Origin of the sequence: Paraburkholderia sp. UCT70, assembly GCF_050434085.1 — a bacterium.
Lineage (GTDB): Bacteria > Pseudomonadota > Gammaproteobacteria > Burkholderiales > Burkholderiaceae > Paraburkholderia > Paraburkholderia tuberum.
On sequence record NZ_JBNPVZ010000001.1, the window covers coordinates 308,172 to 332,312 of the forward strand.

Below are 24,141 nucleotides of genomic sequence, written 5' to 3' on the forward strand. Positions count from 1 at the left end.
CGATAAAACCCCCACACATTTCCAGAAACTGAATGCTATGCTGCGCCCGTATTCATTCAAGTTCGTGCATACGAACAGCTTTTTGAGTGAACGCCGCCCCTCGCGATGAGCGAAGCGGGCAACGCACCGCCGACCGTTCGGCATGAAGTCTCAGGATCCGCTGCGATCCGTCTATTTTGATGTCGCCCCCTCAACGCAGGCACAGGCGCGTCCAGCAATCCCCATTCATCAGATTGATTTTTTCGTGTACGTGGTCTCGCGCGTGCGCTTGGTCGACCATGCGCTCTGCTGAACGCTTCGTCTCACGCTGAGACAAATTCGACAGCACGCATCCTTGATTTAAAAGGAAAAAATTGGATTGGATTCGTACCATCTGAGCGTTTTGTTGTCGGCCTCCTATCGGATCTTCATCCAGCCCGCATTGCGCAGGAGCAAGCTTGACTCGCGGAGATGGGTTGTCTGGGCCTGTGATGCATGCCGAGCGAACGGCTGCCGGCAGTCTGCTACAGCAGGTTGCAAGCACCAACTGTTCTCGCAACGCCCGAAATTTGAGTGTCCGCCCGAGCATATCGTTCTAACCGCCCCCGGATGCAGGCACACCGTCGTTAGACGCTCGGCCTTGGAATGCTTGCGTGCGAAGTACCAGCGCCCAGCTTGCCGGGCCTAGTGCCGAAACTGGCGAGCGCTCCTGTGAAGCGCGACATCGTAGCGAGGCACAAATTCTGATAGCCAGATTGCCGGCGGCTCGACAGGGAGAAACTCAGAAGCTGCTACCTGTGTCGCTGTCGGATGAATAATCCCCACTGGGAAATTACGGGCGGCATTGACAACCTGACGGAGGAAGAGCGCGGCTACCGGGCGGGTGCCAGCCGGTTCGCTGCCATGGCTTTCCTCATCTTAGCGAAGACATGGGAACCAAAAGCGTCGGCGACCACGCGATTCACCGTCAGAATGTTATCGGGACTGAGGGTCTCGCGAGCGACTCCCACGCGGGTCATAAGCCGCTGCTGAAGCAGTTGGCTAATGAAAGACTGGAACAGCTCCTTGCGCAGTGTGCCCTCGGCAGCTTCGAAGAATTCGCGGCCCGCCAGAATTTCTCCATTTCGCTTGGCGGTGGCTTGGTCAGCCTGAGCCTGCAACGTGGCCTTCAGCGTCGCTTCCGCCGCGTCCCGGGTGCAAGCTTCGGCGCGATCGGCCTCCCGCTGTCTGGTCTGGATCGCGATCATTTGCCGGTCCGCTTCGCCGATCCGGTAATTGCCTTGGAGTGCCTTAAACAAGTACCCCTTCGGGCTGCTCGTGATCTTGCCCCGGATGAGCTGGTGCCGGGTGTACTCGAGTGCCTGCTTGAGGCGCTCGTTCGTCCATGTATGCCGGTTGGCTGCCAGCCGTTCAAAATCTGGAGGGTCGAATGCAAAGTCGTTGAGAAGCAGGAGGTATGTGTCGTCCGAGATACCAGCGCGCGCGGCGTCAGCGCCTTGCTTCTTGCGAAAGCGGAACCGGATCCGCAGCTTGTCGGCCGAAACGCGTTCGGCGTTTGGCTCCCAACTAACGTCGAAATCGGATTCAGTGTTCAGCTGTTCGATGGCGGGCCCCAAGAAGTGTTTCTTGAACTCTTTGAGATCCTTGCGCGACTCCCCCACTTTCCCAGGCCAATCCAGTACGTCTTCGTAGGCGAACCACTCTGTTACCCCGTTACCTTCGCACGGGATAAGCCGGTCGTAGATCGCGCGCGCAAGGGAAAGCGTGAGCTTGGCCGCGGCGCGCAGGCTTAACCAGTGTGCTTTATACGGGCTGATGAGATACCGGATCACACGTCCTGATAGCAGGATGCAAACAACGTTGCGTTCGATATAGCAGTCACCCAGCAGGCCAATGGTCCCCCAAGAATCCTTTTCCGTCAGCTCCTCGATGGACGGCGCCGTCATAATTTCCACGCGTGCCTGCGCAGCCGCCCGCATTTGCGCAACCAGATGACTGTGATTGCGGCTGTCATACTTCATCAGGAATTTGAAGAAGTTGATGTCCGCGGAGAAGGTGTAGACCTTATCGTCGACTAGGTCCTCGGGCGCTTTGCTGGCCACGATGTAGTACGCGGCATCGAGCACGCGCCGAGCAGCGATGCCAAGGCCCCGTACGCGTGTGAAGATGTTGTTGCGCAGAAAACCAATGTCCTGATCTGCGCGATGTATCGGCGTGTCTTTGCCGGACATGTCGTCGTAGATGTCCAAGGCAAGCTGATACGGGGTAGCAGGAAGGATCTGATTTTCCATTCGTTGACCGACCAAGATTCCCGGCACTGTATCAGCCGGTTGACGCCTGTCAACACAAAAACCGCCCCTGTCTGCAGTAGCAATCCAGCACACAACGCCCACCTACCCGCAGCCGACCCAGCACAATAACCAACCCGGTCGCCCAATTTTCGCCTCAATGGCTCCCAACTAGCAGCTGATGCGTCCCAATTTTCGTCCTCTCGCGCCCAATAACCGTCCCCGCGCGCCCAATAACCGCCCCTGTCCACAGGGAGTTTCCTTGAAATAAAAGGATTTTCTGATCGCTGTATGTGGGTTTGTTGGTTTATGTTTACAAAAACCAGACAAACAGCGCGCACAACTCGGGGAAAGGGGGCTTTCTTCCGTTGCCGCACCGTTTAACTCACTGAAAAGATGGAGTTTTTTTGGCATTGCGGAGTCTCACAAAAACCGTCTCCGGGGTGGTTTTTGTGCGCAATCCGCTGCCTCGGTTTTTGAGGTATCCGTTCTCACTCGTTCGTCGCTCAATGATCGACAGGCAGCGTGGGGTGTAAAACGATAGAAAATCAGGTGCTTAGACGGGTTTGCTGATCTGAAAGCTAGTATTTGCGATTAACACATCCTTGTTTACGCGGAATCGTGTATTCTGCGCTTCGTAGTCAAAACCAAGGAGAAGCGCAGAATGGATGCCGTAGCCACCCTACCGTTGGAAAGCAGGAAAGTAACGCTTCGGGAAGTAGCAGATTTCGCTAATAACCTCGAGCCCTTCACGGACAATCTTCGGGAACAGATCCTAGCGCCGCGGCCGCGCAAAGTTGCGCCGATCTATACGATTAGTGAACTGGCCGAGATGTGCAGTTTGTCGCGGCAGCAGATTCAGTATCTGGTGACGAAGGACGATTCGGGGCTTCCCGCTGGAACCCTCAATGGCACCGGCCGCAGCCGCACCTTCACCTTGGCTGAAGTGCGCAGCTGGGTCAAGATGGCGTCGGATGTCTACCAGACCGCTGTGGGGGAGGCAGATGGAACCTTCCGGGGAAAAGTACTGACGACGGCGCAGCTCAAGGGCGGGTCTGCAAAGACGACCACCACCGTATGCCTGGCCCAAGCCTTGACGCTGCTAGGTCGAAAGGTCCTGCTGATTGACCTTGACCCGCAGGCGTCTGCGTCTGAGCTGTGCGGTCTTTATGCTGAAAAGGAAATCACCGGCGACGACACGGTCCTGCCGTACATCTACGACCAGAACGTCGATGGAGGTCTTGGTGCCAAAGTCCAATCGACGTACTGGGATGGGCTCGACATCATTCCGGGGCACACGTTTCTATATGGCGCGGAATTCCTTCTTCCGGCGCGCCAGAAGACGATTCAGGGTTATCGATTCTGGTCGGTATTGCGCCAAGGGCTTGAACCGCTGCGGTCGCAGTATGACTACATCCTGATTGACACATCGCCATCGTTGTCCTACATGAATCTGAACGCGCTGCTCGCTGCCGACGCGCTGGTGATGCCCATGATTCCCGAGAACCTGGACTTCATCAGCTCCTTGGCATTCTGGCGTCTCTTTTCGGACGTGGCTGAAGACTTCCTGCCCTATGAAGAGGACAAGGTCTACGAGTTCATCTCCATCCTGCTTTCAAAGGTGGACTACGGGAAAACATCATCGGCGCCAGTGGTGCGGCAATGGGCGCAAACAGCCTACGGTCGCTGGCTTGACCCGTTTGAAATTCCGGCCAGCTCGGTGATGAGCGGCGGCGCCCTGTCGTTCTCGACCGCGCTCGATGTCGTAAGCTCGCATTCGACCGCGAAGTCGCTTCAACGCGTGAAGCAGCCGATGGTGCAGTACGCGAAATGGCTCGACGACATGTTTGTCAAGACCTGGAAGGAGGCAGCATGAGCGGCAATATTCGCGAGCAGCTGATGGCCAAGACGGCCAACCTACCCGCACCGGGTGACTTCAAGGGCGAGAAGAAGGAAAAGGACCGGAGCGCACGCGTCTCCCAAACGATGCCCGGTATCACTGCGTCCTTGGCGGCCGCCCAACTGCGGGTTCAGGAGCTTGAAAGACAGGGCATAGAGACGGAGATCGCACTTGGCGCCATTGTTCCAAATCCGTGGCAGCCTCGCCGGCAGTTCAATGAGGACAAGCTAGCAGAACTGGCGCGCTCAATTGCCGAGGCGGGTTTGCTGCAGGCGGTGGTGGTCCGCAGGGCCGGCGATACGTTTGAGCTGGTCGCCGGCGAGCGGCGGTGGCGTGCCCACAAGCTGATCAATAGGGAAGCAATTCGCGCGGTGGTCATCGAGTGCACGGACGAGGACATGGCCGCGCTGGCACTGATGGAAAACGTCACGCGCGACGATCTGTCAGACTACGAAATTGCGATCGCAGTTCGTCGTGCCGAATCGGAGTTTCCGAATCGGACTCGGCTAGCCAAGGTGATAGGGATATCGCGCAGTGATCTGTATCGGTTCCTGTCGTTCGACGACCTGCCCGGCTTCGTAAAGAAAGACCTTGATCTGAAGCCTTCGGTCCTGAGTGCCGCCACTGCCCACGAAATTGCTCTCGCGGTGAAGAAAGGTGGTGAGGCCGCGATCAAGGCATTGGAGGAACTTTGGCCTGGAGTCGTCTCCGGTGATCTGGTTCAGACCAAAGTTGCCGCGGCGATAAGCGCGGCGGTCATCCGGGGGGCGCCCACGGCCGATGCCGGAGATCGGAGTATCCTGAAAATCTTCGCCGGGAAGGTTCAGGCCGGTAGTATCACCAAAGATGTCAAAGGTCTGACGTTCAAATTCAAAGCAGGCGTCGTGACCGAAGATCAGGAGCACGAGCTCAGGGAGTACATCGGAAAGATGTTCTCGATACGCCCCGAATGAGTGACCATCAGACTTGTTAGCGGCCCGCGCCCGCCGTGGGTGGCCCCGTTTGGGAGTGTCCAGATCTGGACAACTTCCTGACCGCGAGCGATCCAATGAATGATTTGAACGTCCCTATGCGCGTCCTGGAGGTATGCGCCGGACAAAGAGGTTTCGGTGCCTCCCCCTACGGAGTCCGCTCTCGGATGCGTGACTACCTCCGGCTCTTTTGGCGACGTCTCGTCACTTTTCCAGGGAGGATTTCGTCGACGCCGCACCAATCGTGTTGTGGCTGTCCAGATCGCTCAGGAGGCGCCGCGTGTCACGTCTTAATGGGCAGGCGCCGTGGGATCCGCCTGGGCGTCCAGTTTGAATCTGTCCAGCGCAGCGGGCGTGAGGAACGTGTATCGTCACGGATTTACCGGTCGGCCGACCCGCGATCATGTGGGTCGACTTGCTTGAGCATGCAGGCTTGTCTTGTCGCGCCCTGAGTCTCGATCACCCCAAAAAAGTGTTCAGATCTGGACACTCCGCGGCAGCGACAGGTCGACCATGGCTACGCGGGCAGACAACAGCAGAGCAAATACCTCATTTAGTCTAGATAGTGCACGCTGGGGGTCAGCGTCGGCAGAGTCAGGCGAGGATCGTGAACAGCGGTTTCCCAATGTCTTTGGTGGCTTGAGACGCTGGCAGACGCCGCCAGCGAAGAAGATGCAATCGCAGACGTACAACAGATTCTCCGATGCCGTGGTCGAGCGCGAGCGCCCCCGCTGGCCCCAAGCGTCAATCTTCGCGCGCCAGTCCTCCGAGGAGGCCACCGCAGGCTACGTTCGCAAAGATTGCGATGATAGCCGTCAGCACCAGTCTACCGAGCGCCACCGCGGTGATACGCTACCGCAAGAACCGCGTTGCGCCGGGCGAACTACGCAACGCTACACTCAACCACTCGGCCGGCAGATGGTTGATCTCGATCCAGACGCGGTGCGAGGTTAAGAAGCCTGTTCCGCGGACGAAGTCGGCGATTGGCATCGACGTGGCATTGCCCGTTTTGCCACGTTCTCCGGTGCGCATGAGGCGCTCAACGTTTCCGGCGAGACGCGAAACGTCTGGCGCTCGCGCAACTTTGCCGCAAGGTCAGGTTCGGTAGCAACTGGAAGACGCAGGAGGTGCACATCCTGCGCATCCACGCCCGCTTGGCCAACGCGCGTCGCGACCGCCTTCAAAAGGCTTCGACCACGGTCAAGAAGAACCGCCGGCGCGTGTGTATCGAAGACCTGAAGGTGCGCAGGATGTCGAAGTCGGCGGCCGGTAGCGTCAGGAACCCGGGCAGGAATGTTCGCGCCACGGCTGACGTCAACACCGCCATTCCCCGATCAAGGGTGAGCCGAGTTTCGGCGCCAACTCGAATACAAATTGGACTGGAGCGATGGCTGGCTGATCGCCGTGCCGGCGCATCACACGAGCCAGATTTGACCGCGCAGTTAACATGGTCTCGCCCGATAATCGTATAACGCGGGCCAAATTCCTTTGTACGAGTGCGCATACGTGCATCGTGCCGACGTCGTCCGCGCGATAAACACTCCGGTGCGGGGATACCGCGTTGCAGCGTGTGGAGTCGCGGTGCCATGGGTTCTCATGTCAAGTAGCGACCGGCGAAACGTCGCGCGAGGCGTAAAGCATCAATGCCCCTGTATAGGCCATCTGGATCGCGCGGGCAGGGGGAGACGCTGGCAGCCCGGAGCTCAACCTACGCGCCACAGATACGCAGGACGTTCGCCGCAATTCGGGGCTGTGAAGTTGCGAGCGCGCGGCGGCATCTTTGGGCGTGCGTAGTAAATAGCTGGCACGGAGCCGGGAAAGTTAAAACAGTTCGTACACCTAAAGTATTTCCTTCCTCCCATCCTATGTCATAGCTAGGCGTCCGGAGCCTTCACGGTCAGATGGCACACCATCTCCGTGAAACATCGCTGAACAATTTGCGTTTGCTCGAAAGCCCCGTCCTTCGGCGCTTCCTTGCAGTTCCCGACAATTGTTTCACGGCACATCCGAACGAGGGATGGCAAAAGGTGATTATGTGCGCGCCGAGCGGCCATCTTCCATATGGTCCTCTTCCCATCGTAGTGATCGTTACGTAATGTGTAACGAATCTTAAGTTTCTCCCCGACTTTTTCGTCGCTTCGCGCTGTCGCCACCGCGCCCATGTTGGATACCTAGACGCCCGGCTATCGAAATCTGACGCGATCGGCGCACCACGCACCTTATGCGCGACATGCTGGGACAAGAGCCTGACAGATGCAACTAACCGTCATGCGGATTCGTTCCCTTAGAACAGGCAGCGCCGTATGCAAGTTGACCCCTTTTGTGTCGATTCGACGGGAAATAAAAGTGTCAACCCGGTCGCGTTCTGGCCGTGGTTCTTGGGGAGAAGGGGGACAGATTTGTTACGTCCTACGGGTCGGTTTCGCTCGAGCAACTGCGAGAGCGCTCCTGCCGCGGCACGGCTGCCGCGCTCGCCTTGCGTTCTCGATGTCTTTGACGGCATCGCCGCGCACGTATCCCTCGATTGCCTGCATTCAAAGCTTTACGCGTTTGCGGGAGGTTGTGTCGAGCTCGGTCCAGGCAACAGTTGGCCACGCCGTTAGGTCAATGGCCTGCAACTCGGGCTTGCGTCGACTCATGATCGGGTTCCCGCGGCGGCAAAGCGCGTCAACAACGACAGGGGTTAGGTGTGCAGTTCGGCCGTGCTGACGCAACCGACATGCAACAGGTTGAACACGCCGGCGCGTGCAACAAGTGGATCGCCCATCGAGAATCCGCGCTCGATGGCGCGCAATGACCGGGCCGTCGCTACGAAGCGCTCGATCGCAGTGAGGAGCGAGCTCGACGGAAGGCCGCGGGTGGTAATCAGGCAGGGCAGTATGCGCTGCCAGTTCTCGATCCAGGTGCGTGAAGCGGCAAGTTCCGCAGGCTCGATCAGACGAACCGTCATGGCGGTGTGATCAGGTTCCGCGCGAGCACGGATGCTCTCTGCGGTTACCGGATTGGGTAGGAGTACCAACTCGATGCGGCCAGCGTAGTGGACCTGGAAATCTGTGAAATCCGTGCTGCACGCGGGTTCCGGGTTGACGACATTAATTTCTTCCACGGCCGCAGAACGGGAGTTGAAAGAACAACCTCCCCAACTTTTGCACGCTCTCGTCGACGTTTACCGTTGCGACAAGGCGGCAACCCACGTAGAAGCCCAACTTTCGAAAGAACGGCTTCGCGTCGACGCGACGTTCGCCGCGGGCTCGACTTGCGGGAGTACTGCGGGCGAAGGTAGCCGATCGGCGGAACAGGCAATTCGAGGCGGAGAACCGGCAGCCGCGAGGACAATACGCTGCCCCCGCCCCTAGCGCGACGAGTGCCTGACAAGGCCTGCTTGAGCAGAAAGCATCTCCGGCCGGCGAAGTGCGCTTCAGTGGTGCAGTGCAGCAACTGGTGCTATAATTTTAGGCAGTGGTTTTCCTGTGCTCCATTTCAACCGGCCCGCTCCTGTCGGCAGGCCGCGTCTCTTGCTCGCTGCGACGCTACAGCTGGTGGCCGCCTGCCTCCGTGAACGTGTGCGCCTCGCCGGCCGCCGCGCTCCAGGCTGCCGGGTCTCGCTATCGCCACGCAAACCTGTCCAAGGAGAATGTATGGCAACTTTTGATCGGGAAGATTCCGGACCGGAAACAGCCGCATCCGCACCGAATGTTTCGGCTCGGCGCGCATCGAAGGCCAGGGCCGCCGCAGCCGTGCTACCGATGGACGCAGTGTCCACGGTGTTGCAGGACGAAGAGCGGCAGCGTGAGATGCGCGCGCTCATCCAGTTAGGAAAAGAGCGCGGCTACCTGACTCACGCCGAAATCAATGATCACCTGCCGGACAACTTCGCGCAGACCGTTGCCATCGAGACCATTGTCAGCACCTTCAATGACATGGGCGTAGCGGTCTACGAGCAGGCGCCCGACGCGGAGACGTTGCTCCTGAACGACGCTGCGCCGGCAGCCGTGTCGGACGACCAGGCCGACGAGGAAGCGGAAGTCGCGCTTTCCACCGTCGACTCTGAATTCGGGCGCACGACCGATCCCGTGCGTATGTACATGCGTGAAATGGGCGCGACCGGATTGTTGACTCGCGCGGGCGAGGTTGAGATTGCGAAGCGCATCGAAGATGGTCTTCACGAAATGATCCAGGCAATTGCCGCCTGCCCGGCGACTGTCTCCACGATCCTTTCGAGTGCAGAGCAGATCGGGACCGGTGAACTGCGCATCGACGAACTGGTCGACGGTCTCAATGAAGACATTGCAGCGGCCGAGCTGTCAGTGTCGGACCCGGCTGGGACACCGGACATTGACGCGGATACCGCCGATGGCGACGACGAGCAGGGAGATGAGGACAGTGCGATCGGGGAGGGGGATTCGGCGAAGGCGAACGAGGCGCGTCTGAAACAGCTCACGAGCGACAGTCTCGCGATATTTGCGCGAGTGCGTGAGTTGTTCGATCAGATCCCGCATGCCGACGCCGCGCAAGGCAAGGGCCACGCAACCTTCGCACGCGTGTGTGAAGCGATCCGACGCGAGATGGCGCCCATCCGCTTCACGGCGCGAACCATCGACCGGCTGTGCGCCGACGTGCAGCAACAGGTCGCACAGGTGCGAGCGGTCGAGCGGCGTATTTTACAGATTGCCGTTGACCGGTGCGGGATGCCGCGCGAGAAGTTCGTTGAGTCGTTTCCCGGGCACGAAACCGATCTCGGGTGGACCGAAAGGATGGCGGCGGGGTCGCGCCAGTACGGCGCCGCGCTCGGACGCAGTCTGCCTGCGATCCACGCCGAACAGCAGAAGCTGATCGATATCGAAGCGAACGTGGTACTGCCGCTGCAACAGTTGAAGAAGATCAACCGGCAGATGATGGCGGCTGAGTCGAAAATGCGGGAAGCGAAGCGCGCGATGATTGAGGCCAATCTGCGCCTGGTGATATCCATCGCGAAAAAGTACGTGAACCGCGGCATGCATTTTCTGGATCTGATTCAGGAAGGCAATATCGGCTTGATGAAGGCCGTCGACAAATTCGAATATCGACGCGGCTGGAAGTTTTCCACCTATGCAACGTGGTGGGTGCGGCAAGCCGTCACGCGTTCGCTTGCCGATCAGGCGCGCACGATTCGCGTGCCCGTGCATATGATCGAGTCAATTAACAAGCTCAACCGGATCTCGCGCGAGATCCTGCAGCAGACCGGACGCGAGGCTGCTCCTGCGGCGCTTGCGCAGCGCATGGAACTGCCGGAAGAGAAGATTCGCGGCATGTTGAAGGTCGCCAGGCAACCGGTGTCGCTCGAGACGCCCGTGGGGGAGGACGCCGACGCGACGCTTGGCGATATGATCGAAGATCCGATGGCGGCATCGCCCGCGGACGCGGCCGTGCATGCGAACCTGCGCGCCGCGATCGATGAGGCGCTCGATGCGCTGTCGCCCCGTGAAGCGAAGGTGCTACGGATGCGTTTCGGAATCGATACCACGTCCGACCATACGCTTGAGGAACTCGGCAAACAATTTGACCTGACGCGCGAACGGATCCGGCAGATCGAAAGCAAGGCGATGCGAAAACTGATGCACCCGGCTCGAGCCGGCAAGCTACGGCAATTTCTCGACCATTGAGCCACGGGCCGGGGCCCTCGGCGCGTTGCGCTGTCATTGAGGACGGGATCCGCAGTCGACCGTCGATCGGAACAGGACGATTCCTGGCGCGCACCGGGGCCGGGTTACCTCGATGCGCTTCATGCGTCATTGCACAATGGGTCGTGGCACGCTACCGACTCACAGCAGGACTGCCTGCTGCAAAAGTTCCAGCGCCTTCAGTTCGTCCAGTCGACCCGTGCGTGCCTTACCTGCCAGCGTCTTGATCAAGGCTTCCGCGATCGGTTCGATACCGTGAAGATTATCCAGGCTGGTCACGGAAGCGAAGGAGAGCAGCGCCGGACTGCGCTGCGGTGTTGCAGCGGCCGCGAGCAACTCAGGGGTTGCCGGTGTCGCTGCCGGGAGTTCGCTATCACTTTCTTCTGGCGAGCCACCCGCAGGCTCGTCGGGGGCAGCACTGACATGATTCTGTAGGCTGACGACGATCATTTCTTTCGCTCCGGCGACATCCGCCGAAGCAGGAGAGGAGCTGTCCGGACCGGTCCGGCCCGCCGCCCGCACGCGCCCAGTGTGCGCCTTCACTTCTGCGGGGTTCACTGGCACGCCATCCTTCGTCGCGGCCGCGAGCGGCTCATGCTGTTCAACGGATGCACGACCGCGCGAAGCAGGCGTAAGCAGACGCGACACCGACTCTGGAATGTCAGCTTCAGAGCGCGGCGTGTCCAGCCAGCCAGTTGGCAAACCAAGTCGCTCGGTGAAGCGGTTGGCTTCGACATCGTCCATGCGTTTCTTGCCATGCAGCCGATGGGCCATGTTGGATCCGCTCATCGCCATGACTACACCAAGTTTTGCTTTCGATCCGTTGCGACCCGTGAGAATGTGAAGGTTAGCGCGTCGAATGTTCTGTACCGCGGCCCGGTCGTCTAATGCCAGCGCTTGCTGTTGGGTTGTTCCAGGAGATGTCCTGTGTTTCGAGGGCAAACCTTTTCGCGGCGCATGAGGGGTATGCGGTTCGGCCATCTGGCTCCGACTGTTCCTGACGGCTCTGGGCGACCCGCCCGTTGCTTTCTTCGGCATTTGCGCTTCCTCGGACAAACTATCTTTAAGAAATGATTGCTGGCCGCCCTTCAGGGCGGACGCTGGCATGGGTGTTTCAGACACTGCTTCAGGTTCGTCGTCTGTTTGAACGAAGTCGAGCGGTGATTTCAGGCGGGCGATGGTTTCGGCCGCGAGCGCAGGATTGGGCTGGTCAAAGAAACCGTGAGGCAACCCAAGCGTGGTTTCCATGTGGAAGGCGGTCTCGGGCGTGAACCTCTCGCCCCTCGTCAGTTCGGCCACTCGCGCCATGTTCGATCCAAGTCCCAGGGCGATATTCTCTGCACCCACCGTATCGATCAGGAACTGGAACGATCGGGTTTTGAAAATGGAGGCAGTCTGGGCGGAGTCTCGAGCAGGTGCATTCACGTACGGTTGTCTCTGCCGGTTGGACTGGGATTTCTTCACGTGACGAGGTTGGCGCTGGCCGCTGTCCCGAGATCCCGCAGATCGTCCGCGGGGTTGACTCATAAAGTAGGGCTCCATGCGATCATTGGTGTTCTGACTTTTGAATTATAAACGAGGCCATATTGGCATTTGCTGCGTCAGCTCTGCTGGGCGGAAATGTACGCGTGAGCCGAAACCCCAGCGCGATACCGCGTCAGCGTTCGCATATGCTCCAAGTTCGCTCACGCCGCAAGGATCGCGTTGAACTGTCCCGGAAGAAAACGGGCCTCTGCCGGCTTACGACCCCGGCCGAGTGTGCAGGTATCGTTGCAGCGTGCATACCGCACACCTTGAGGTCCAGGATGGCCTGGAGACTGTGGAAAACCGAGAAGCGGCAAGACGAGACGCGGAACTCGCCCAGCGATACACATCAGTCGATAAAGCAACTTCTGGGCATGTACCTGGGCGGCGGTTCAGCACCGTTCGCAGGGTGGGCCGCCCCTGGCATCACATTCATGCCCGACGTCGAGCCAGTCCTCCGAAACGGCGTTCGAGAATATCAGCTTGCCCTCTGGTTCTGGCTCTTTGCCGAGAAGCACGGCACTATTGCGGCACACATGGCCCGTGAGTCCTTCGGCCTGCTCGCTGAGGCAGCGCAGCCGTCGTCCGGCGACAAAATCGATGCGCTCCTCGACCTCGAAAACCGCCTCGCGCATTCTGTCGAGGGAATTTCCTCCGGCGAACGCAGGTTCCGGCTGGAGGGTCTGCCGGTGGAGCTACCGATGGAATTTTTTCTGGCCACCGGCTTCCTGCGCCTCTCGCCCGAGTCGCCTTACGCTGGAGATGAGAGCGGCCGTCCGCGGGGGCAATGACGACAAGCTCGCTGACTGCTTTCGTCATGCGATCGAAGAGGCACTGGCGATGGCCCGACCGATGATAGACGCGGTCGAGTTCGATGCGAAATCGCTGCCCAACTGGAAATGGAGCACCCATCCCGGCGCTGCCGAGCGACACCTGCAACGCCGCCACAGCAAGCCGCTCTTTCCCCTGCATCGCCAAATGGTGACGACTCACGACGTGTTTGAGTCACGGCTTGCGGATGCCCGAGCACTGCATGAGATCAGCAACGAACTTGGCGATGTCAGCAACTCGTTCTTCCAGACCGCAGAGCTTCCGTTGAACTGGCAATCGTTCCTCGAGGGCTATCGGGACTATGTCGACAGACTCGAAGAAGAATGGTGCCTCGCGGCGGGCGGGCATAAGGCGGCACTTTGTGAAGCAATTGCAAGACTGCGCAATGACATCCTCACGACCTGGCGCACTTCGCTTCACAAGAACCGGCACAGTCTTGCCGCGCTGGACCAGGAAGAAGCACACCGGAGTGAGCGCCGCGCGCTGCTTTACGGATGCGACTGGACCGCTCAGCTTCTGAGTAACGGCTCTTTGATACCGCCAGAAGAGGTAGTGCCTGCCCTGTTGAGCGAGTCCCCCTCTAATCTCGAAAAGGTCGTCGTCGCCGTGCAGGCCGAACCGCGATTGCACGAGACGACGCTTTCCCGGTGCCGCGCGACCGCACATCGACTTGTCACCGAGTCCAGCGTGGGCGGCAACAATATTCCCGACATGGGCAACGAACTTCGTATTCTTTTGGGGGCCCGGCCGGGCGGGTGCCGGCGCGACCTCCCTCGCTTGAAGTCGCGTTCTATGTGCCAGAAGGGCGCAGACTCAACGCCGCTTCGTTTTTGGGCACCAAACGGTCAGACTGGCAGCCGATCACAAACTAGCAATTTCTCTATTTCAACTGGTTGCGGGTTTTTTCCAGCTGGCGGAATCGGTTGAAAGGCCCCCCGGGCTTGGGTTCTACACGCCTGGCACGAATCGGCTAGAATCCCGATGCTTTGAAGGTCGAAATGGCCGAAAGTCAGTCGTGGCAAGAGATTCCAACGAGATTGAGCGTCGAAGAGTTCGAGCAATTTGTCTGGCCGCATCTGACCAAGGGCCGTCGCGGACCCGCGCGAAAGCTCAGCGCGCATGCGATTTTCAACTACATCCTGAAGGCGCTCTATCTCGGCTGCCAGTGGAAGGAGTTGCCCATCGAGAAGGATTGGCATAGCCGTCCCGAGATCCATTACACACGCATTTATCGCGCCTTCCGGCGCTGGGAATCGGACGGATGCCTTGATGCCATTTTCGAGGCTTCGGTGTTCAGGCTTCATGGCGATCACCGCCTGGACACGCGCATCATCCATGGCGATGGCACCACAACCGCCGCGAAGAAAGGCGGCGACAATCTCGGCTTCAGCGGCCACAAGAAGCTCAAGGGCTGCAAGGTGGTTGCCCTGTGTGACCGGAATTGCAACGTTATCGCGCCGTTCGTCAGAGCACCGGGCAATCGCAATGAATCGCCGCTGTTACGAGAAGCGCTGCCGCGCCTCACGAGCATCGCCCGTGCGGTGGGGCTGGATCTGCGGGGCACGGTCATGAGCCTGGATGGCGTGTACGATTGCCGGCCCAACCGCAAAGCCGTTTTCAATCGCGGCATGGTGCCTAACATCAACCCTAATTCGCGCGGCAGAAAAGGACCGAAGCGCGGGCGCAAGCCGCTATTCGATCCGGCCATCTTTAAAGAACGGTTCAGGACGATCGAGCGGGTGTTCGCGTGGGAAGATAAGTTCCGGCGCCTGCTGCTGCGCTTCGAGCGACTCAGCCACCTACACTACGCATTGAAAACCCTCGCGTACACGATGATCAATCTTCGGCACTACTGTCGAAGCTGATCACTTGCTTCGAGACCTTTGTTTCATCGCCGGCCATCGTGCCGTGGTCACGCTCGCCCGCACCATGCCGATACCTTCGCACAACGACACACATGGTCGCACCGCACGCCTGGCCGCCGCGATTCCTTCCCATCCCGTGGGCTTGTCCAACCGCCCTGCGTCGAGCCTGCTCGAAACGCGCAACCAGTTGCTTGCGTTTCCGTGCTGAGTGCCTACACTGGATAAGTGCGAAAAAAATCGCACCTTATGGAGCGCCAGAAGTCGAACTATACGAGCGTTCCCCGCCGTTGAGGGCAGCAAGCCAAGCCATGCCTGTGGACATGCCTCGCTGACTTCGCGGAGCGCACCTTCATGGAGACAGATGATGCCGGTCTGGTCCCCTCCCTCTGTAAACATCGAACCGGAGCTAGCGCTGCAGCACTGGCGCGTCATGCAAACAGAGCGCGATGAGCGACATCTTGTCGGCATACGAACCGACACGAATGTGGCCCGCGTCACCTCCGCTCTTCGCGAGTTCGATGCCTTGGCGTTGGTCGCCGTCAGCAGTTCCGGCCGACGCTACCGACTCGTCAGTGAGCCCGGATGGACGCCCGACACCATCTTTCTGTGGATAACGTGGTGTCTGAAGAACGGCGTGAGCAGCTGTTCCGACGTGACCTCCGCGTATTTCTATCCACCGTTCGGCATGCCGCATTCGCGGTGTAAATCGCAGGTCGATACGGGAGACTAGCGATGCCGGTCTGGAAAGCAGCTCCCCTAGCAGAAAAGCCGAACATCATGTTATCCGACTGGTGTGTCTTTGAGATTGACGCCGGTACACGGCATCTGGTTGGCTACAACACCGATAACGGCCACGGTCGCGTGAGTTCGCCAATCGAGACCGTCGACTACCCCTCGCTTCGTGCGCGCACCCGGTCGGGTCGCGTCTACGAACTTCAAGGTCCCACGGGGCTGCCTCCCGTTGCGTGCTACACATGGCATCGCTGGTGTCAGCTACACGACGTCCTCTGGTACGTCGACGTTTCGTCGCAGTTTCGGAACGGAGGCTGCCATGACGATGCCTGAAGAGCGGACGAGGGCCATCACCGAGACACGTCAGTTTCTTGAGACGCTGCGCAGCTCCGAGACTGAAATCATGTGGGGGCTAGTCCGGACCATGGCGGGTCAATTGCTTCGACACTATCCCCTTGACGTCGACCTTAGTGTCTCTGCGTCAGCTGTGCCCGGCGTTTGGGCTCCCCCAAGGGATAAGCAATCGTGACCACAACTCCCGATGGGCAAAGCACCGCAGCGGCGAGAGCGGCGCCGACAGCGCGCCTCGACGAACACGCGCGCGTTGTCTTCCTCGACATAGACAACACCCTGCACGCCTCGGATGCTTTTCTCAAAGACGGAAAAGTCATCGCGGGTTCGCCCACGAGCAGCCTCTTTGAGTTCGCTCCCATCCTCGAACAGCTCCTCACACCCTATCCGTCTCTTGTCATCATCCTCAGCAGCTCATGGGTGCAGGTTCTTGGATACGAATTTACCGTAGCGCAGTTGCCGAGCGACTCATTGCGAGCGCGAGTACGTGGCGCGACCTTCGAAAGAGAAGACGCAGCGGATGACGGGTGGCCTGCCTTGCCGCGAGGGACCCAGGTTCTCCGATTCGTTCAGCGCCATAAGCTCGAGCGGTGGCTTGCCATTGATGACATGCGCGCCGGCTTCGAGGGATACGAGGCGCGACTGATTCACTGCCAAGTTGGCATTGGTCTTCGCGACAAGGACGTTCAACGAGTGCTCGCATCTCGCTTAGAGGAGATATTCGGACAGCCTGGTTCACTCCCGTCATCCGGCGCATCCACTCCGGAGCAATCGACATGAAGGTAAAGCGACTGAGACGCCCGAGATTTGTCGGTACCGAAGCAGCGCGGATTATCGGATATGCGCTAAACGGGGTTGCAAAAGAACTGGCTCGGCTGCTAAAGCGCCATCTAGCACGGCGGCGACGCATGCTGACCAGACGAGGCGAGACCGGGGTGTCTAAAGATGATGTCGCTCGCCTTCTATACCGAGCGCTCTCAAGAGCAATCCTGCGTCCGCATGGCAACGTGGTCCGTGCGGCCAGACAGCGGAGCGCTTTGATGTACGCGCTCGCCGCAGCAGATGTGCCTCCAGCTCTACACGTACCTGGCGCACCAACGGAATTGCTTCGCGCCCGCAAGCGGAGGAAAAGATGACAGTATCTGTCCAATCGAAACACTCGCTCGCCGACGTACCGACGCTCTACCTCAATTTCGGAGGCGTGCTCAATGTTGGTCATGGCCTGCTGGACGACCGCGGCAACATCGCATTGGATTCAGGCAGGACGCCGTTCGAGTTCGCGCCCTATCTCCTTGACGTTCTCACGCCTTACCCGCAGGTGCAAATCATCGTCACCACCTCTTGGCTTCAAAGTCTAGGCGCTGGGAAGACTATCGCACTGTTACCAAAGCAATTGCGTCGCCGGGTGGTCGGAACAACGCTCCATACGCCACCACGTTTCGGCGAAATCAGGGGTGGCACAGCGAAGACGATGTCCGTCATCCGTCACGCAGCCAAACACGGCCTGACAAGATGGCTAGCGCTTGACGATGAGGCATGGGGCGTGCCCCCGGACTACGAGCAACAATTCTTCCGCACAGACCCAGACACAGCGCTAGGAGCGCCAGGAGCACGCAAGCAATTGCGAGATTGGCTCGACATTTCATGCCGGCAATGACCGCGGCTTGAGAACAAGAGGTGCGTGCCGGCCACGCAGTGAGGGAGACAAGACGATGCGAGTTCGAGACCTACTCTACAAGTTGAGAGATGCCGACCCAGACGCTGTCGTCTTGTATCTCGTTCCTTACGCAGACGAAAGTGATGCGGATGAGATTGTCCAGGTCAACGTACCGACCGATAGCTGGACCTGCGAGCGTCATTATCCCGCGGACGGCCGAGTAGACCAGGTTTTTCATCCCACCGACGGTGGCTTATCGCTCGGTTGGGACCCGGAGACGGACGAACAATCAACGGTCCGTGTGGTCATATTGTCTTCAACACCGGGAGCTGTGGATGGCTAAGACCGGCTGGGATATTGCGATGCGCAACATCGACGCAGAGCTCGACCTTCCGCAATTCGAAGCGTCGACGCTTGTACGCAAAGTCGCCGCAAATAATTTTCAGCTCCCAACAGCGGACCGCGCAAAGTTTGAACGGTTGCCGGACGAGGTGATTGCGCGCATAGAACAAATCGTTCGCGACGCCTACCTGGCAGCAGGCGAAGACGTCAGCGGCGAAAGCTTGCGAGAGTACCGTGAACAACAAGCCGTGGCTGGTCGTCGCGAAATGATTGCGAACGGTGAGCTGGTGGCGCCCACCGATTTCAAGAAGCGAATCGGCATAAGCGAGAAGCGACTGGCGGCCCTTCTAAACGACGGCGGCGTGTTCACTGTCGAAGTGGACGAAGTCTCATACATTCCTGCTCTGCTTGCAGAACCGGCACACAATCGAAAACGGCTGCAAGCAATATGCCGAATCATTGCTACGGCTCCCCCAATCTCCCGGCTTGATTTCCTGACGTCACGGCGAGGAAGCCTCGGCGACCGCAGCCCGCTTGAGATGCTCGAGAGCGACGATGATTTCAAATCGCTGAGACGCCTGGCTGCAGCGTGGGCCGCAGAGTGGTCGCGCACTGCGGTGAAGCTTTTTAAAGGTGATTGCGAAATTGCACCCAAGGACGTTGAACCGCTGTACACCGCGGCAGCGGAAATTGACCCCAGGAAACCACTGTAAACACGAGCATCCGAGGCGCTTCGCTTGCACGGATACGAATGGCCGCCGGGTCCATATCCAGACCCTCGGATATTTACCCTGTTCGTTGAGCGACAAGCGGTTGGGGATTCCACGCCGATACCCGAAGCTTGCGTGCAAATCCTCGTCGTCGGCGAGCTCATTCGTATTCGAATCGTAGCTGCGCCCAGCACTGTGCTCAACTCGCAAACAATAGCGGCTGGCAAGCACAAGACGGTTGTTGATGTAGCGAAGCAAGTCATTGCTTATCTTCGCAAGCACTACGCGCAAGTCGTACGACCAGATGTTCTCCCATTATAGGAGTTGCATCATGCTGCAAGTCACCGTTGAATTGTTGCCCTTCGGCGACCCTGACGCCGCGACGCGCAAACACCTCGGGAAAGTCGAAATCGTCAACGTAGTCGGTGACCGAGCGCGGGCGTCGTATGAAGTCCGTGTTTTTGACGAGGCCGGGGAACGAATCGCGACGGGGCACCTCGAGAACTACCCTCGATTTGCGACCACGGTGTGGGACCTGGTCGCCCGGGGTGTCGCGACGGCTCTTGCAGGCAGAGAGGAACTTCCGCCGCGGCCCTTAACAAAAGAGACGTGATGTTGAGCAGTGCAATTCGGTCGCGCAAAAAAGTGCGGCGAACATTCACGTACTCGATAGCGAGTCCCGACTTTGCGCAAGCTAGATGGTACTGGCATGAGCGTCTACGACGTGGGCCACGTATCGAGGTCTGTCAGATGATAGAACGCATTCGACCGATAGCAATCAAAGTGACCGTAAGTGAGAACGCGTTTTGCATCTCGCTTAAGGACGGACGCGTATTTCGAGTTCCGATGCGTTGGTTTCCCCGATTGCTAGAAGCGACACCCGAGCAGCGAAGCCAAGTTCGAATCTCTGCATTTGGCGCAGTGCTGCGCTGGGACCAATTGGACGAGGACATCAGCGTCGGCGGGCTGATGCGTGACTATGAGCATCTTCTTCTTGAACAGACTTTGAGTTCACGCATACCCGACGATTTTCCGTGGGACACGACCCCCGCATCACTGTCCGGCACACAGCCGAAATTCGCTGGCCGGAGGATTGCGGGAAGGGTTGTTGTCGGCCTGACGGCGCCAGAACGATTCGAACGCTGGGATTTGTGTGAAGACCTCGCGCAGCAGTTAATTCCAAAGGCACTCAAAGACGCAGCGAAGTTTCCCCAAAATTCCCGCGAAGTCACGCTCCGGCGCGTGCGACGCGGTATCGAAGGCAACAATGGACCAGCGTGGTGGAAACGGACTGGCTAATGGCCCGGTTGCGAGTGTTGCTCGGCTGGTGACAGCCAACTGAGCGAGGGCTCACATGTGCATCGACTCGCTGTAAGTGTGGTGCGAGAGCCGGCTGCTGTTGGCGGTGCCTGCGGCGGCCAAAATCTATCAAGGTGAATATGAAACGCGACGTAGAACCTGTGCTTTCGCTATCGTTTTACCATGGCGAGTACATAGGCAATGCGGCATTGCTTACGAAGCTTTGCGAAATTGAAGGCAGTGTGGTGCCGGACGGTCGTCCGCCGTATTCGGCAGTGGAGGAGGCATTGCGAGTACTTGAGCTGTGTGCCGACAGATACAGCACACCTCGGCCGCCGGGTGAGCACCTGTCGGTGTTTATTGGTCGCAAGAAAAGCACAGAAGTTGAGCCGCGGGTATCTGCCGCTGGACCTGCGTAGCCGCGTCGTGGGCACGACCAGCAGCATCAAGCCGCGGCGCAGCTATGTGCTGGAGGGCACCGAACGCACCGATGTCATCCGCACCTACGCGTACGGAAAGCGACTGAACACTGGCTCGCAATTGACGATGCAGTGTTCGGCGTTGAGCGGTTCGGACGCGAACCGGGGGAACTAGTGCAGCATTTTCTCTTGCACGATTCGGCTCGGGGCAAGTGGCTGGCTGATGTACACAACGACGCCAGTTCCTAACTGGAGGCTCGCAGTGACGGTAAAGGACACGGCAAACCATTTTTCCGGCACGGATGCAAAATATCTCCGCGTTGGAGGGCGTAGCGGTACCCGCATTCGCTATCGCCACATGGGTGTTGGGCGGCGTACAGGGAGACTTGGTGCCAAAGCGCGGGCGGACATCGCCCGCGTGGCGTACATGATTTGCATGCACGCGCCGGATGAGGTCGATACGATTCTTAAGCTGCCATCCCGACGCATCGGACGTATGTTCAAACGGGCGCTACGCCGCATACAAAGGACGATGCGTAGGCGCGAGCGCTTCAGACGTAGGCCGAGAACATTGCTGCCTCTACTTGAAGTAGCTGTGGACCACTTCGATTAACTGCTCTGTCGCACTACCGTCATGCCCATCGCCGGCTTCTTCCGCGTCGACCAGATGAGTGCGGATGTGGTCCTCGAGCACCACCGCCAGCAGACCGTCATCGCGCCCCTGCAACTCGTGATTTGCTGAAGGACGTCGTTGCCCTCCGCAGCGGACTTTGATACCTGGTGGGTGCTCTGTTACCCGCGTCCTATCAGGCACCGCCTTTTATCGTGACGCTCTTCGTTTCGACCGCCACGCTTATGGGACCCGACAGCACATACCGGTCCTTTTTTCTGCATGCCATGGATGTTGCCGATGCTTTCGCGCGTCCGCGTTGAGTGGAAAGCAACGTTCCGGCGCCGTATCCTGACCTTGAAAAAGAATGCAGTCTGACGCGAGGTTGTTCTTGACTCTTCTACGGTCTGCGTCTGAGGAGGCTTCCCCTTGAACCCTCCGTAGCGCACTACAACTGCTTACAAATCTCGCAGTGGCCCGGTGCACCGCTCTGTCGGTTGCGGCGTTCTTGCTGACACACATCAACGGAGCGCGACATGAGCACCAACCTGACTTCCAGTTCACCGCAGCGTGGTCGCATTCACCCTTTGGTTGCAGGTGCAGCCGTGGCCGTCATGCTGGCCAGCGCTACGGGTATCGCGGCGATGACGGGCATTCTTCCGACGTCCCGGGCTGTGACGGCGCCTCCGACGCAAGCTGTACCGGTCGCGGCACAAATCGCCAGCGCACCGGTCGCTTTGCCGCAACCGAACGGAGAGCAACGCGTGACCCGGGAGGACGCACCCGCCCAGCCGCGCGTCCATCATCATCACAATGTGCCTGTTGAGCAGGCCCCGAGGTATGCCAACAACGACGCATATCAATCCTCGGCGAAACCGGCACCAAGGCCAGTCGCCGGTGACCCGAACGCTGGCGAGGTAGTCGCCGTCAATACGGTCCAGCAACCCGAGCCAACAACGGGTCTCGGGGCAGTAGGCGGCGCAGTCGCGGGCGGGCTGTTGGGAAATCAGGTCGGCGGAGGACGCGGTCGCGTTCTGGCAACGATTGCCGGCGCGGTCGGCGGTGGTTTTGCGGGCAATGGTATTGAGCATGCTCTGCGCAAGGCGACGAGCTACCAGGTGCAGGTCAGGATGCAGGACGGCAGCTACCGGAACTTCAACTATTCGACGCAACCGCCAGTCCAGGTCGGTGAGCGCGTTCATGTATCGGGCGACTCCCTGAGCGCGTCGTAATCAGCCGCCAAAACCGGCAGGACCATTACGGTTACTGCCGGTTACAGAATTGACAATCCGGCCGTACCTGCTCCGGCGTTGCACCCTTATAATCGGCGCCGTTCGTCGTGTCTGGCACCCGTCAGAACTGAGCAGGACAGGAGAACTCCATGAAGCGCGCTATCCTTTCTCTTGCCGTGGGCATCTCCGCTGTGTGTGCATCCAGCGTGGCTTTCGCTCACGTAGACGTCGGAGTTTTTCTCGGTGTGCCCGGTCCTGTCTATGCCGCGCCGCCTGCGGTCGTGTACGAGGCGCCGCCGCAGGTGGTCTACGCTCCGGCCCCAGTCTATGGCTACGCATACCGCTATGAAGGCGATTACGGCGACGAGCGCCGATGGCATGACCACGGCCGGCACCGTGGATGGGAACATCATCGTCACGAAGACGACGACTGATTTGTCACTGCTGGCTCGTAGAGCCGCCAGGTCATGTCCTGCTGTTGCTTGTCGCTGGCCGGGTCGCCAGCGCGAACAGCGTTGCGATACAGAATCCGGCCCCGGCATAAAACGTCGCACTCGCCCCGAAGCGGTCCCAGAGGTGACCGGCCACGATACTGGCAACAAGCATCGCCAGCCCGCTCATCAGGTTGAAGAAGCCGAATGCAGTGCCTTTCAGCTCGTTCGGTGCTGATTGCGCGACCATGGTCGCCAGCAGACCTTGAGTTAATCCCATATGCAGCCCCCAAAGGGCAACGCCGAGTATCACGACCGGCCATGAGTTGCCATGAGCCAGCACGATGTCAGATGCGACGAGCACCACGAGCCCGGCGGCCAACAGCCTGGTGTGACTCATGGAGTCAGCCAGTTTTCCGGATGGGTACGCCGTCAGCGAATACACGACATTCATCGCCACCATGACGAGAGGCACAAGGGCTATCGGCACACCGCCCTGCATCGCACGCAACACGAGGAAGGCTTCGCTGAAGCGTGCGAGCGTAAAGATTGCGCCGACACCGACCACCCACCAATAAGGCCCGCTGAGTTTCTTCAGATTTTCGAGCTTAATCGGGTTGACGCGTTTTGCTCCCGGCTGCCGTGCCGGTTCCCTGATACCGAAGGCCAGCAACGCAACCGCAACGAATCCCGGCACCACCGCGACCCAGAATACCCAACGGAAGTTGTCCGCCCACACCAGCATCAGCGCGACCGCGAGCAACGGTCCAAGAAAGGCGCCAACGGTGTCGAGTGATTGCCGCAGGCCATAGGCCGCGCCACGCAGATGCGCGGGGGTGATGTCAGCCACGAGCGCGTCGCGTGGTGCACCCCGAATGCCTTTGCCCACCCTGTCGACCACACGTGCCGTCAATACGACGCTCACCGTGGGCGCCAGCGCAAACAGTGGCTTGCTTAACGCCCCCATGCCATATCCGATGACCGCGAGCCACTTCCGGTTACCAAGATAGTCGCTCAGCGCCCCGGAAAACACCTTGACGATGGGCGAAGCGGCCTCTGCCACGCCTTCAATCAGGCCGACCATCGTGGCGCTCGCACCGAGGCTTGTCACGAGGAACATCGGCAGAAGGCTATGGATGATTTCCGACGAGATGTCCATGAACATGCTCACGAAGCCGAGCATCCAGATGCCGTGGGGGATTTGGCTGAGCGTACTGGCACGCTGGGTGGAATCAGTCTGCACATGTCCTCTGTTCGGTAATGGTCCGCATCGACGCGAGTATTGTCACACCGCCGTGCAGCAGAACGGTGAAACTCGGTAACCGTCTTCGAGACATTTG

The 24,141-nt window shown here is 59.3% G+C and carries 20 protein-coding genes and 1 pseudogene; 16 read left to right on the forward strand and 5 right to left on the reverse strand.

Features of this window, described 5'->3' with window-relative positions; genetic code table 11:
- Positions 1-851 precede the first annotated feature (851 nt).
- Positions 852-2,270 carry a replication initiation protein gene (locus OKW41_RS01545; RefSeq protein ID WP_429571305.1) on the reverse strand — a complete coding sequence of 473 codons (1,419 nt, stop codon included), beginning with the start codon at positions 2,268-2,270 and terminating at the stop codon, positions 852-854.
- 661 nt (positions 2,271-2,931) lie between these two features.
- Here OKW41_RS01545 and OKW41_RS01550 point away from each other — a divergent pair.
- A complete protein-coding gene (locus OKW41_RS01550) occupies positions 2,932-4,143 on the forward strand; it encodes a ParA family protein (protein ID WP_429571306.1) in 1,212 nt (403 codons plus the stop codon).
- Complete coding sequence (locus OKW41_RS01555; protein ID WP_429571307.1) at positions 4,140-5,120, forward strand: ParB/RepB/Spo0J family partition protein; 981 nt, start codon at positions 4,140-4,142, stop codon at positions 5,118-5,120. The genes OKW41_RS01550 and OKW41_RS01555 overlap by 4 nt, the downstream gene beginning before the upstream one ends.
- A gap of 2,701 nt (positions 5,121-7,821) precedes the next feature.
- Here OKW41_RS01555 and OKW41_RS01560 read toward each other — a convergent pair.
- Complete coding sequence (locus tag OKW41_RS01560) at positions 7,822-8,244, reverse strand: hypothetical protein (protein ID WP_429571308.1); 423 nt, start codon at positions 8,242-8,244, stop codon at positions 7,822-7,824.
- Positions 8,245-8,884: 640 nt separating this feature from the next.
- On the opposite strand from OKW41_RS01560, the gene rpoD reads away from it, so the two are divergent.
- Entirely contained in the window at positions 8,885-10,780 is a 1,896-nt protein-coding gene (gene rpoD / locus OKW41_RS01565; protein WP_429571309.1) for an RNA polymerase sigma factor RpoD, read from the forward strand.
- Between the two features lie 159 nt (positions 10,781-10,939).
- On the opposite strand, the gene OKW41_RS01570 is transcribed toward rpoD, so the two are convergent.
- On the reverse strand, positions 10,940-12,325 hold the full coding sequence (locus tag OKW41_RS01570) for a hypothetical protein (protein ID WP_429571310.1): 1,386 nt from the start codon (positions 12,323-12,325) through the stop codon (positions 10,940-10,942).
- A gap of 278 nt (positions 12,326-12,603) precedes the next feature.
- Between OKW41_RS01570 and OKW41_RS01575 the strand changes: the two genes are divergently transcribed.
- The 11 genes from OKW41_RS01575 to OKW41_RS01625 all read left to right on the forward strand — a co-directional run bounded on the left by OKW41_RS01575 (position 12,604) and on the right by OKW41_RS01625 (position 20,703).
- Positions 12,604-13,113, forward strand: a complete 510-nt coding sequence (locus OKW41_RS01575) for a hypothetical protein (RefSeq protein WP_429571311.1) — start codon at positions 12,604-12,606, stop codon at positions 13,111-13,113.
- A complete protein-coding gene (locus tag OKW41_RS01580) occupies positions 13,085-14,080 on the forward strand; it encodes a hypothetical protein (RefSeq protein WP_429571312.1) in 996 nt (331 codons plus the stop codon). Before OKW41_RS01575 ends, OKW41_RS01580 begins: the two co-directional genes overlap by 29 nt.
- A gap of 71 nt (positions 14,081-14,151) precedes the next feature.
- Positions 14,152-15,018 (forward strand): transposase, encoded by an 867-nt coding sequence (locus OKW41_RS01585; RefSeq protein WP_429571313.1) that lies wholly within the window; start codon positions 14,152-14,154, stop codon positions 15,016-15,018.
- Positions 15,019-15,379: 361 nt separating this feature from the next.
- Positions 15,380-15,748, forward strand: coding sequence for a hypothetical protein (locus tag OKW41_RS01590; RefSeq protein ID WP_429571314.1), 369 nt, complete (start codon positions 15,380-15,382; stop codon positions 15,746-15,748).
- A gap of 327 nt (positions 15,749-16,075) precedes the next feature.
- Entirely contained in the window at positions 16,076-16,279 is a 204-nt protein-coding gene (locus OKW41_RS01595; RefSeq protein WP_429571430.1) for a BPSL0761 family protein, read from the forward strand.
- Entirely contained in the window at positions 16,276-16,881 is a 606-nt protein-coding gene (locus OKW41_RS01600) for an HAD domain-containing protein (RefSeq protein WP_429571315.1), read from the forward strand. The genes OKW41_RS01595 and OKW41_RS01600 overlap by 4 nt, the downstream gene beginning before the upstream one ends.
- A 352-nt stretch (positions 16,882-17,233) precedes the next feature.
- A complete protein-coding gene (locus OKW41_RS01605) occupies positions 17,234-17,758 on the forward strand; it encodes an HAD domain-containing protein (protein ID WP_429571316.1) in 525 nt (174 codons plus the stop codon).
- A gap of 335 nt (positions 17,759-18,093) precedes the next feature.
- Entirely contained in the window at positions 18,094-18,813 is a 720-nt protein-coding gene (locus OKW41_RS01610; RefSeq protein WP_429571317.1) for a hypothetical protein, read from the forward strand.
- Between the two features lie 328 nt (positions 18,814-19,141).
- Positions 19,142-19,423, forward strand: coding sequence for a hypothetical protein (locus OKW41_RS01615; RefSeq protein ID WP_429571318.1), 282 nt, complete (start codon positions 19,142-19,144; stop codon positions 19,421-19,423).
- Between the two features lie 137 nt (positions 19,424-19,560).
- Complete coding sequence (locus OKW41_RS01620; protein WP_429571319.1) at positions 19,561-20,109, forward strand: DUF2442 domain-containing protein; 549 nt, start codon at positions 19,561-19,563, stop codon at positions 20,107-20,109.
- Between the two features lie 384 nt (positions 20,110-20,493).
- On the forward strand, positions 20,494-20,703 hold the full coding sequence (locus OKW41_RS01625) for a hypothetical protein (RefSeq protein ID WP_429571320.1): 210 nt from the start codon (positions 20,494-20,496) through the stop codon (positions 20,701-20,703).
- 405 nt (positions 20,704-21,108) lie between these two features.
- Here the strand turns inward: OKW41_RS01625 and OKW41_RS01630 are convergent.
- Positions 21,109-21,278, reverse strand: a pseudogene (locus OKW41_RS01630) (metal-sensing transcriptional repressor); the annotation flags it as partial.
- A 396-nt stretch (positions 21,279-21,674) separates the two neighbouring features.
- On the opposite strand from OKW41_RS01630, the gene OKW41_RS01635 reads away from it, so the two are divergent.
- Both OKW41_RS01635 and OKW41_RS01640 read left to right on the forward strand, forming a co-directional pair.
- Positions 21,675-22,370, forward strand: a complete 696-nt coding sequence (locus OKW41_RS01635) for a glycine zipper 2TM domain-containing protein (RefSeq protein ID WP_429571321.1) — start codon at positions 21,675-21,677, stop codon at positions 22,368-22,370.
- A 149-nt stretch (positions 22,371-22,519) separates the two neighbouring features.
- Positions 22,520-22,804 (forward strand): hypothetical protein, encoded by a 285-nt coding sequence (locus OKW41_RS01640; RefSeq protein WP_429571322.1) that lies wholly within the window; start codon positions 22,520-22,522, stop codon positions 22,802-22,804.
- 31 nt (positions 22,805-22,835) lie between these two features.
- On the opposite strand, the gene OKW41_RS01645 is transcribed toward OKW41_RS01640, so the two are convergent.
- Positions 22,836-24,044 (reverse strand): MFS transporter, encoded by a 1,209-nt coding sequence (locus OKW41_RS01645; protein ID WP_429571323.1) that lies wholly within the window; start codon positions 24,042-24,044, stop codon positions 22,836-22,838.
- Positions 24,045-24,141: the final 97 nt, after the last annotated feature.

What these genes read in the sequence shown, in the direction of transcription:
- OKW41_RS01545 (WP_429571305.1), bottom strand. Translation starts at nt 2,270, where the DNA reads ATGGAAAATCAGATCCTTCCTGCTACCCCGTATCAGCTTGCCTTGGAC.
- OKW41_RS01550 (WP_429571306.1), top strand. Translation starts at nt 2,932, where the DNA reads ATGGATGCCGTAGCCACCCTACCGTTGGAAAGCAGGAAAGTAACGCTT.
- OKW41_RS01555 (WP_429571307.1), top strand. Translation starts at nt 4,140, where the DNA reads ATGAGCGGCAATATTCGCGAGCAGCTGATGGCCAAGACGGCCAACCTA.
- rpoD (WP_429571309.1), top strand. Translation starts at nt 8,885, where the DNA reads ATGGACGCAGTGTCCACGGTGTTGCAGGACGAAGAGCGGCAGCGTGAG.
- OKW41_RS01570 (WP_429571310.1), bottom strand. Translation starts at nt 12,325, where the DNA reads ATGAGTCAACCCCGCGGACGATCTGCGGGATCTCGGGACAGCGGCCAG.
- OKW41_RS01575 (WP_429571311.1), top strand. Translation starts at nt 12,604, where the DNA reads ATGGCCTGGAGACTGTGGAAAACCGAGAAGCGGCAAGACGAGACGCGG.
- OKW41_RS01580 (WP_429571312.1), top strand. Translation starts at nt 13,085, where the DNA reads ATGAGAGCGGCCGTCCGCGGGGGCAATGACGACAAGCTCGCTGACTGC.
- OKW41_RS01585 (WP_429571313.1), top strand. Translation starts at nt 14,152, where the DNA reads ATGGCCGAAAGTCAGTCGTGGCAAGAGATTCCAACGAGATTGAGCGTC.
- OKW41_RS01590 (WP_429571314.1), top strand. Translation starts at nt 15,380, where the DNA reads ATGATGCCGGTCTGGTCCCCTCCCTCTGTAAACATCGAACCGGAGCTA.
- OKW41_RS01595 (WP_429571430.1), top strand. Translation starts at nt 16,076, where the DNA reads ATGCCTGAAGAGCGGACGAGGGCCATCACCGAGACACGTCAGTTTCTT.
- OKW41_RS01605 (WP_429571316.1), top strand. Translation starts at nt 17,234, where the DNA reads ATGACAGTATCTGTCCAATCGAAACACTCGCTCGCCGACGTACCGACG.
- OKW41_RS01610 (WP_429571317.1), top strand. Translation starts at nt 18,094, where the DNA reads ATGGCTAAGACCGGCTGGGATATTGCGATGCGCAACATCGACGCAGAG.
- OKW41_RS01615 (WP_429571318.1), top strand. Translation starts at nt 19,142, where the DNA reads ATGCTGCAAGTCACCGTTGAATTGTTGCCCTTCGGCGACCCTGACGCC.
- OKW41_RS01620 (WP_429571319.1), top strand. Translation starts at nt 19,561, where the DNA reads ATGATAGAACGCATTCGACCGATAGCAATCAAAGTGACCGTAAGTGAG.
- OKW41_RS01635 (WP_429571321.1), top strand. Translation starts at nt 21,675, where the DNA reads ATGAGCACCAACCTGACTTCCAGTTCACCGCAGCGTGGTCGCATTCAC.
- OKW41_RS01640 (WP_429571322.1), top strand. Translation starts at nt 22,520, where the DNA reads ATGAAGCGCGCTATCCTTTCTCTTGCCGTGGGCATCTCCGCTGTGTGT.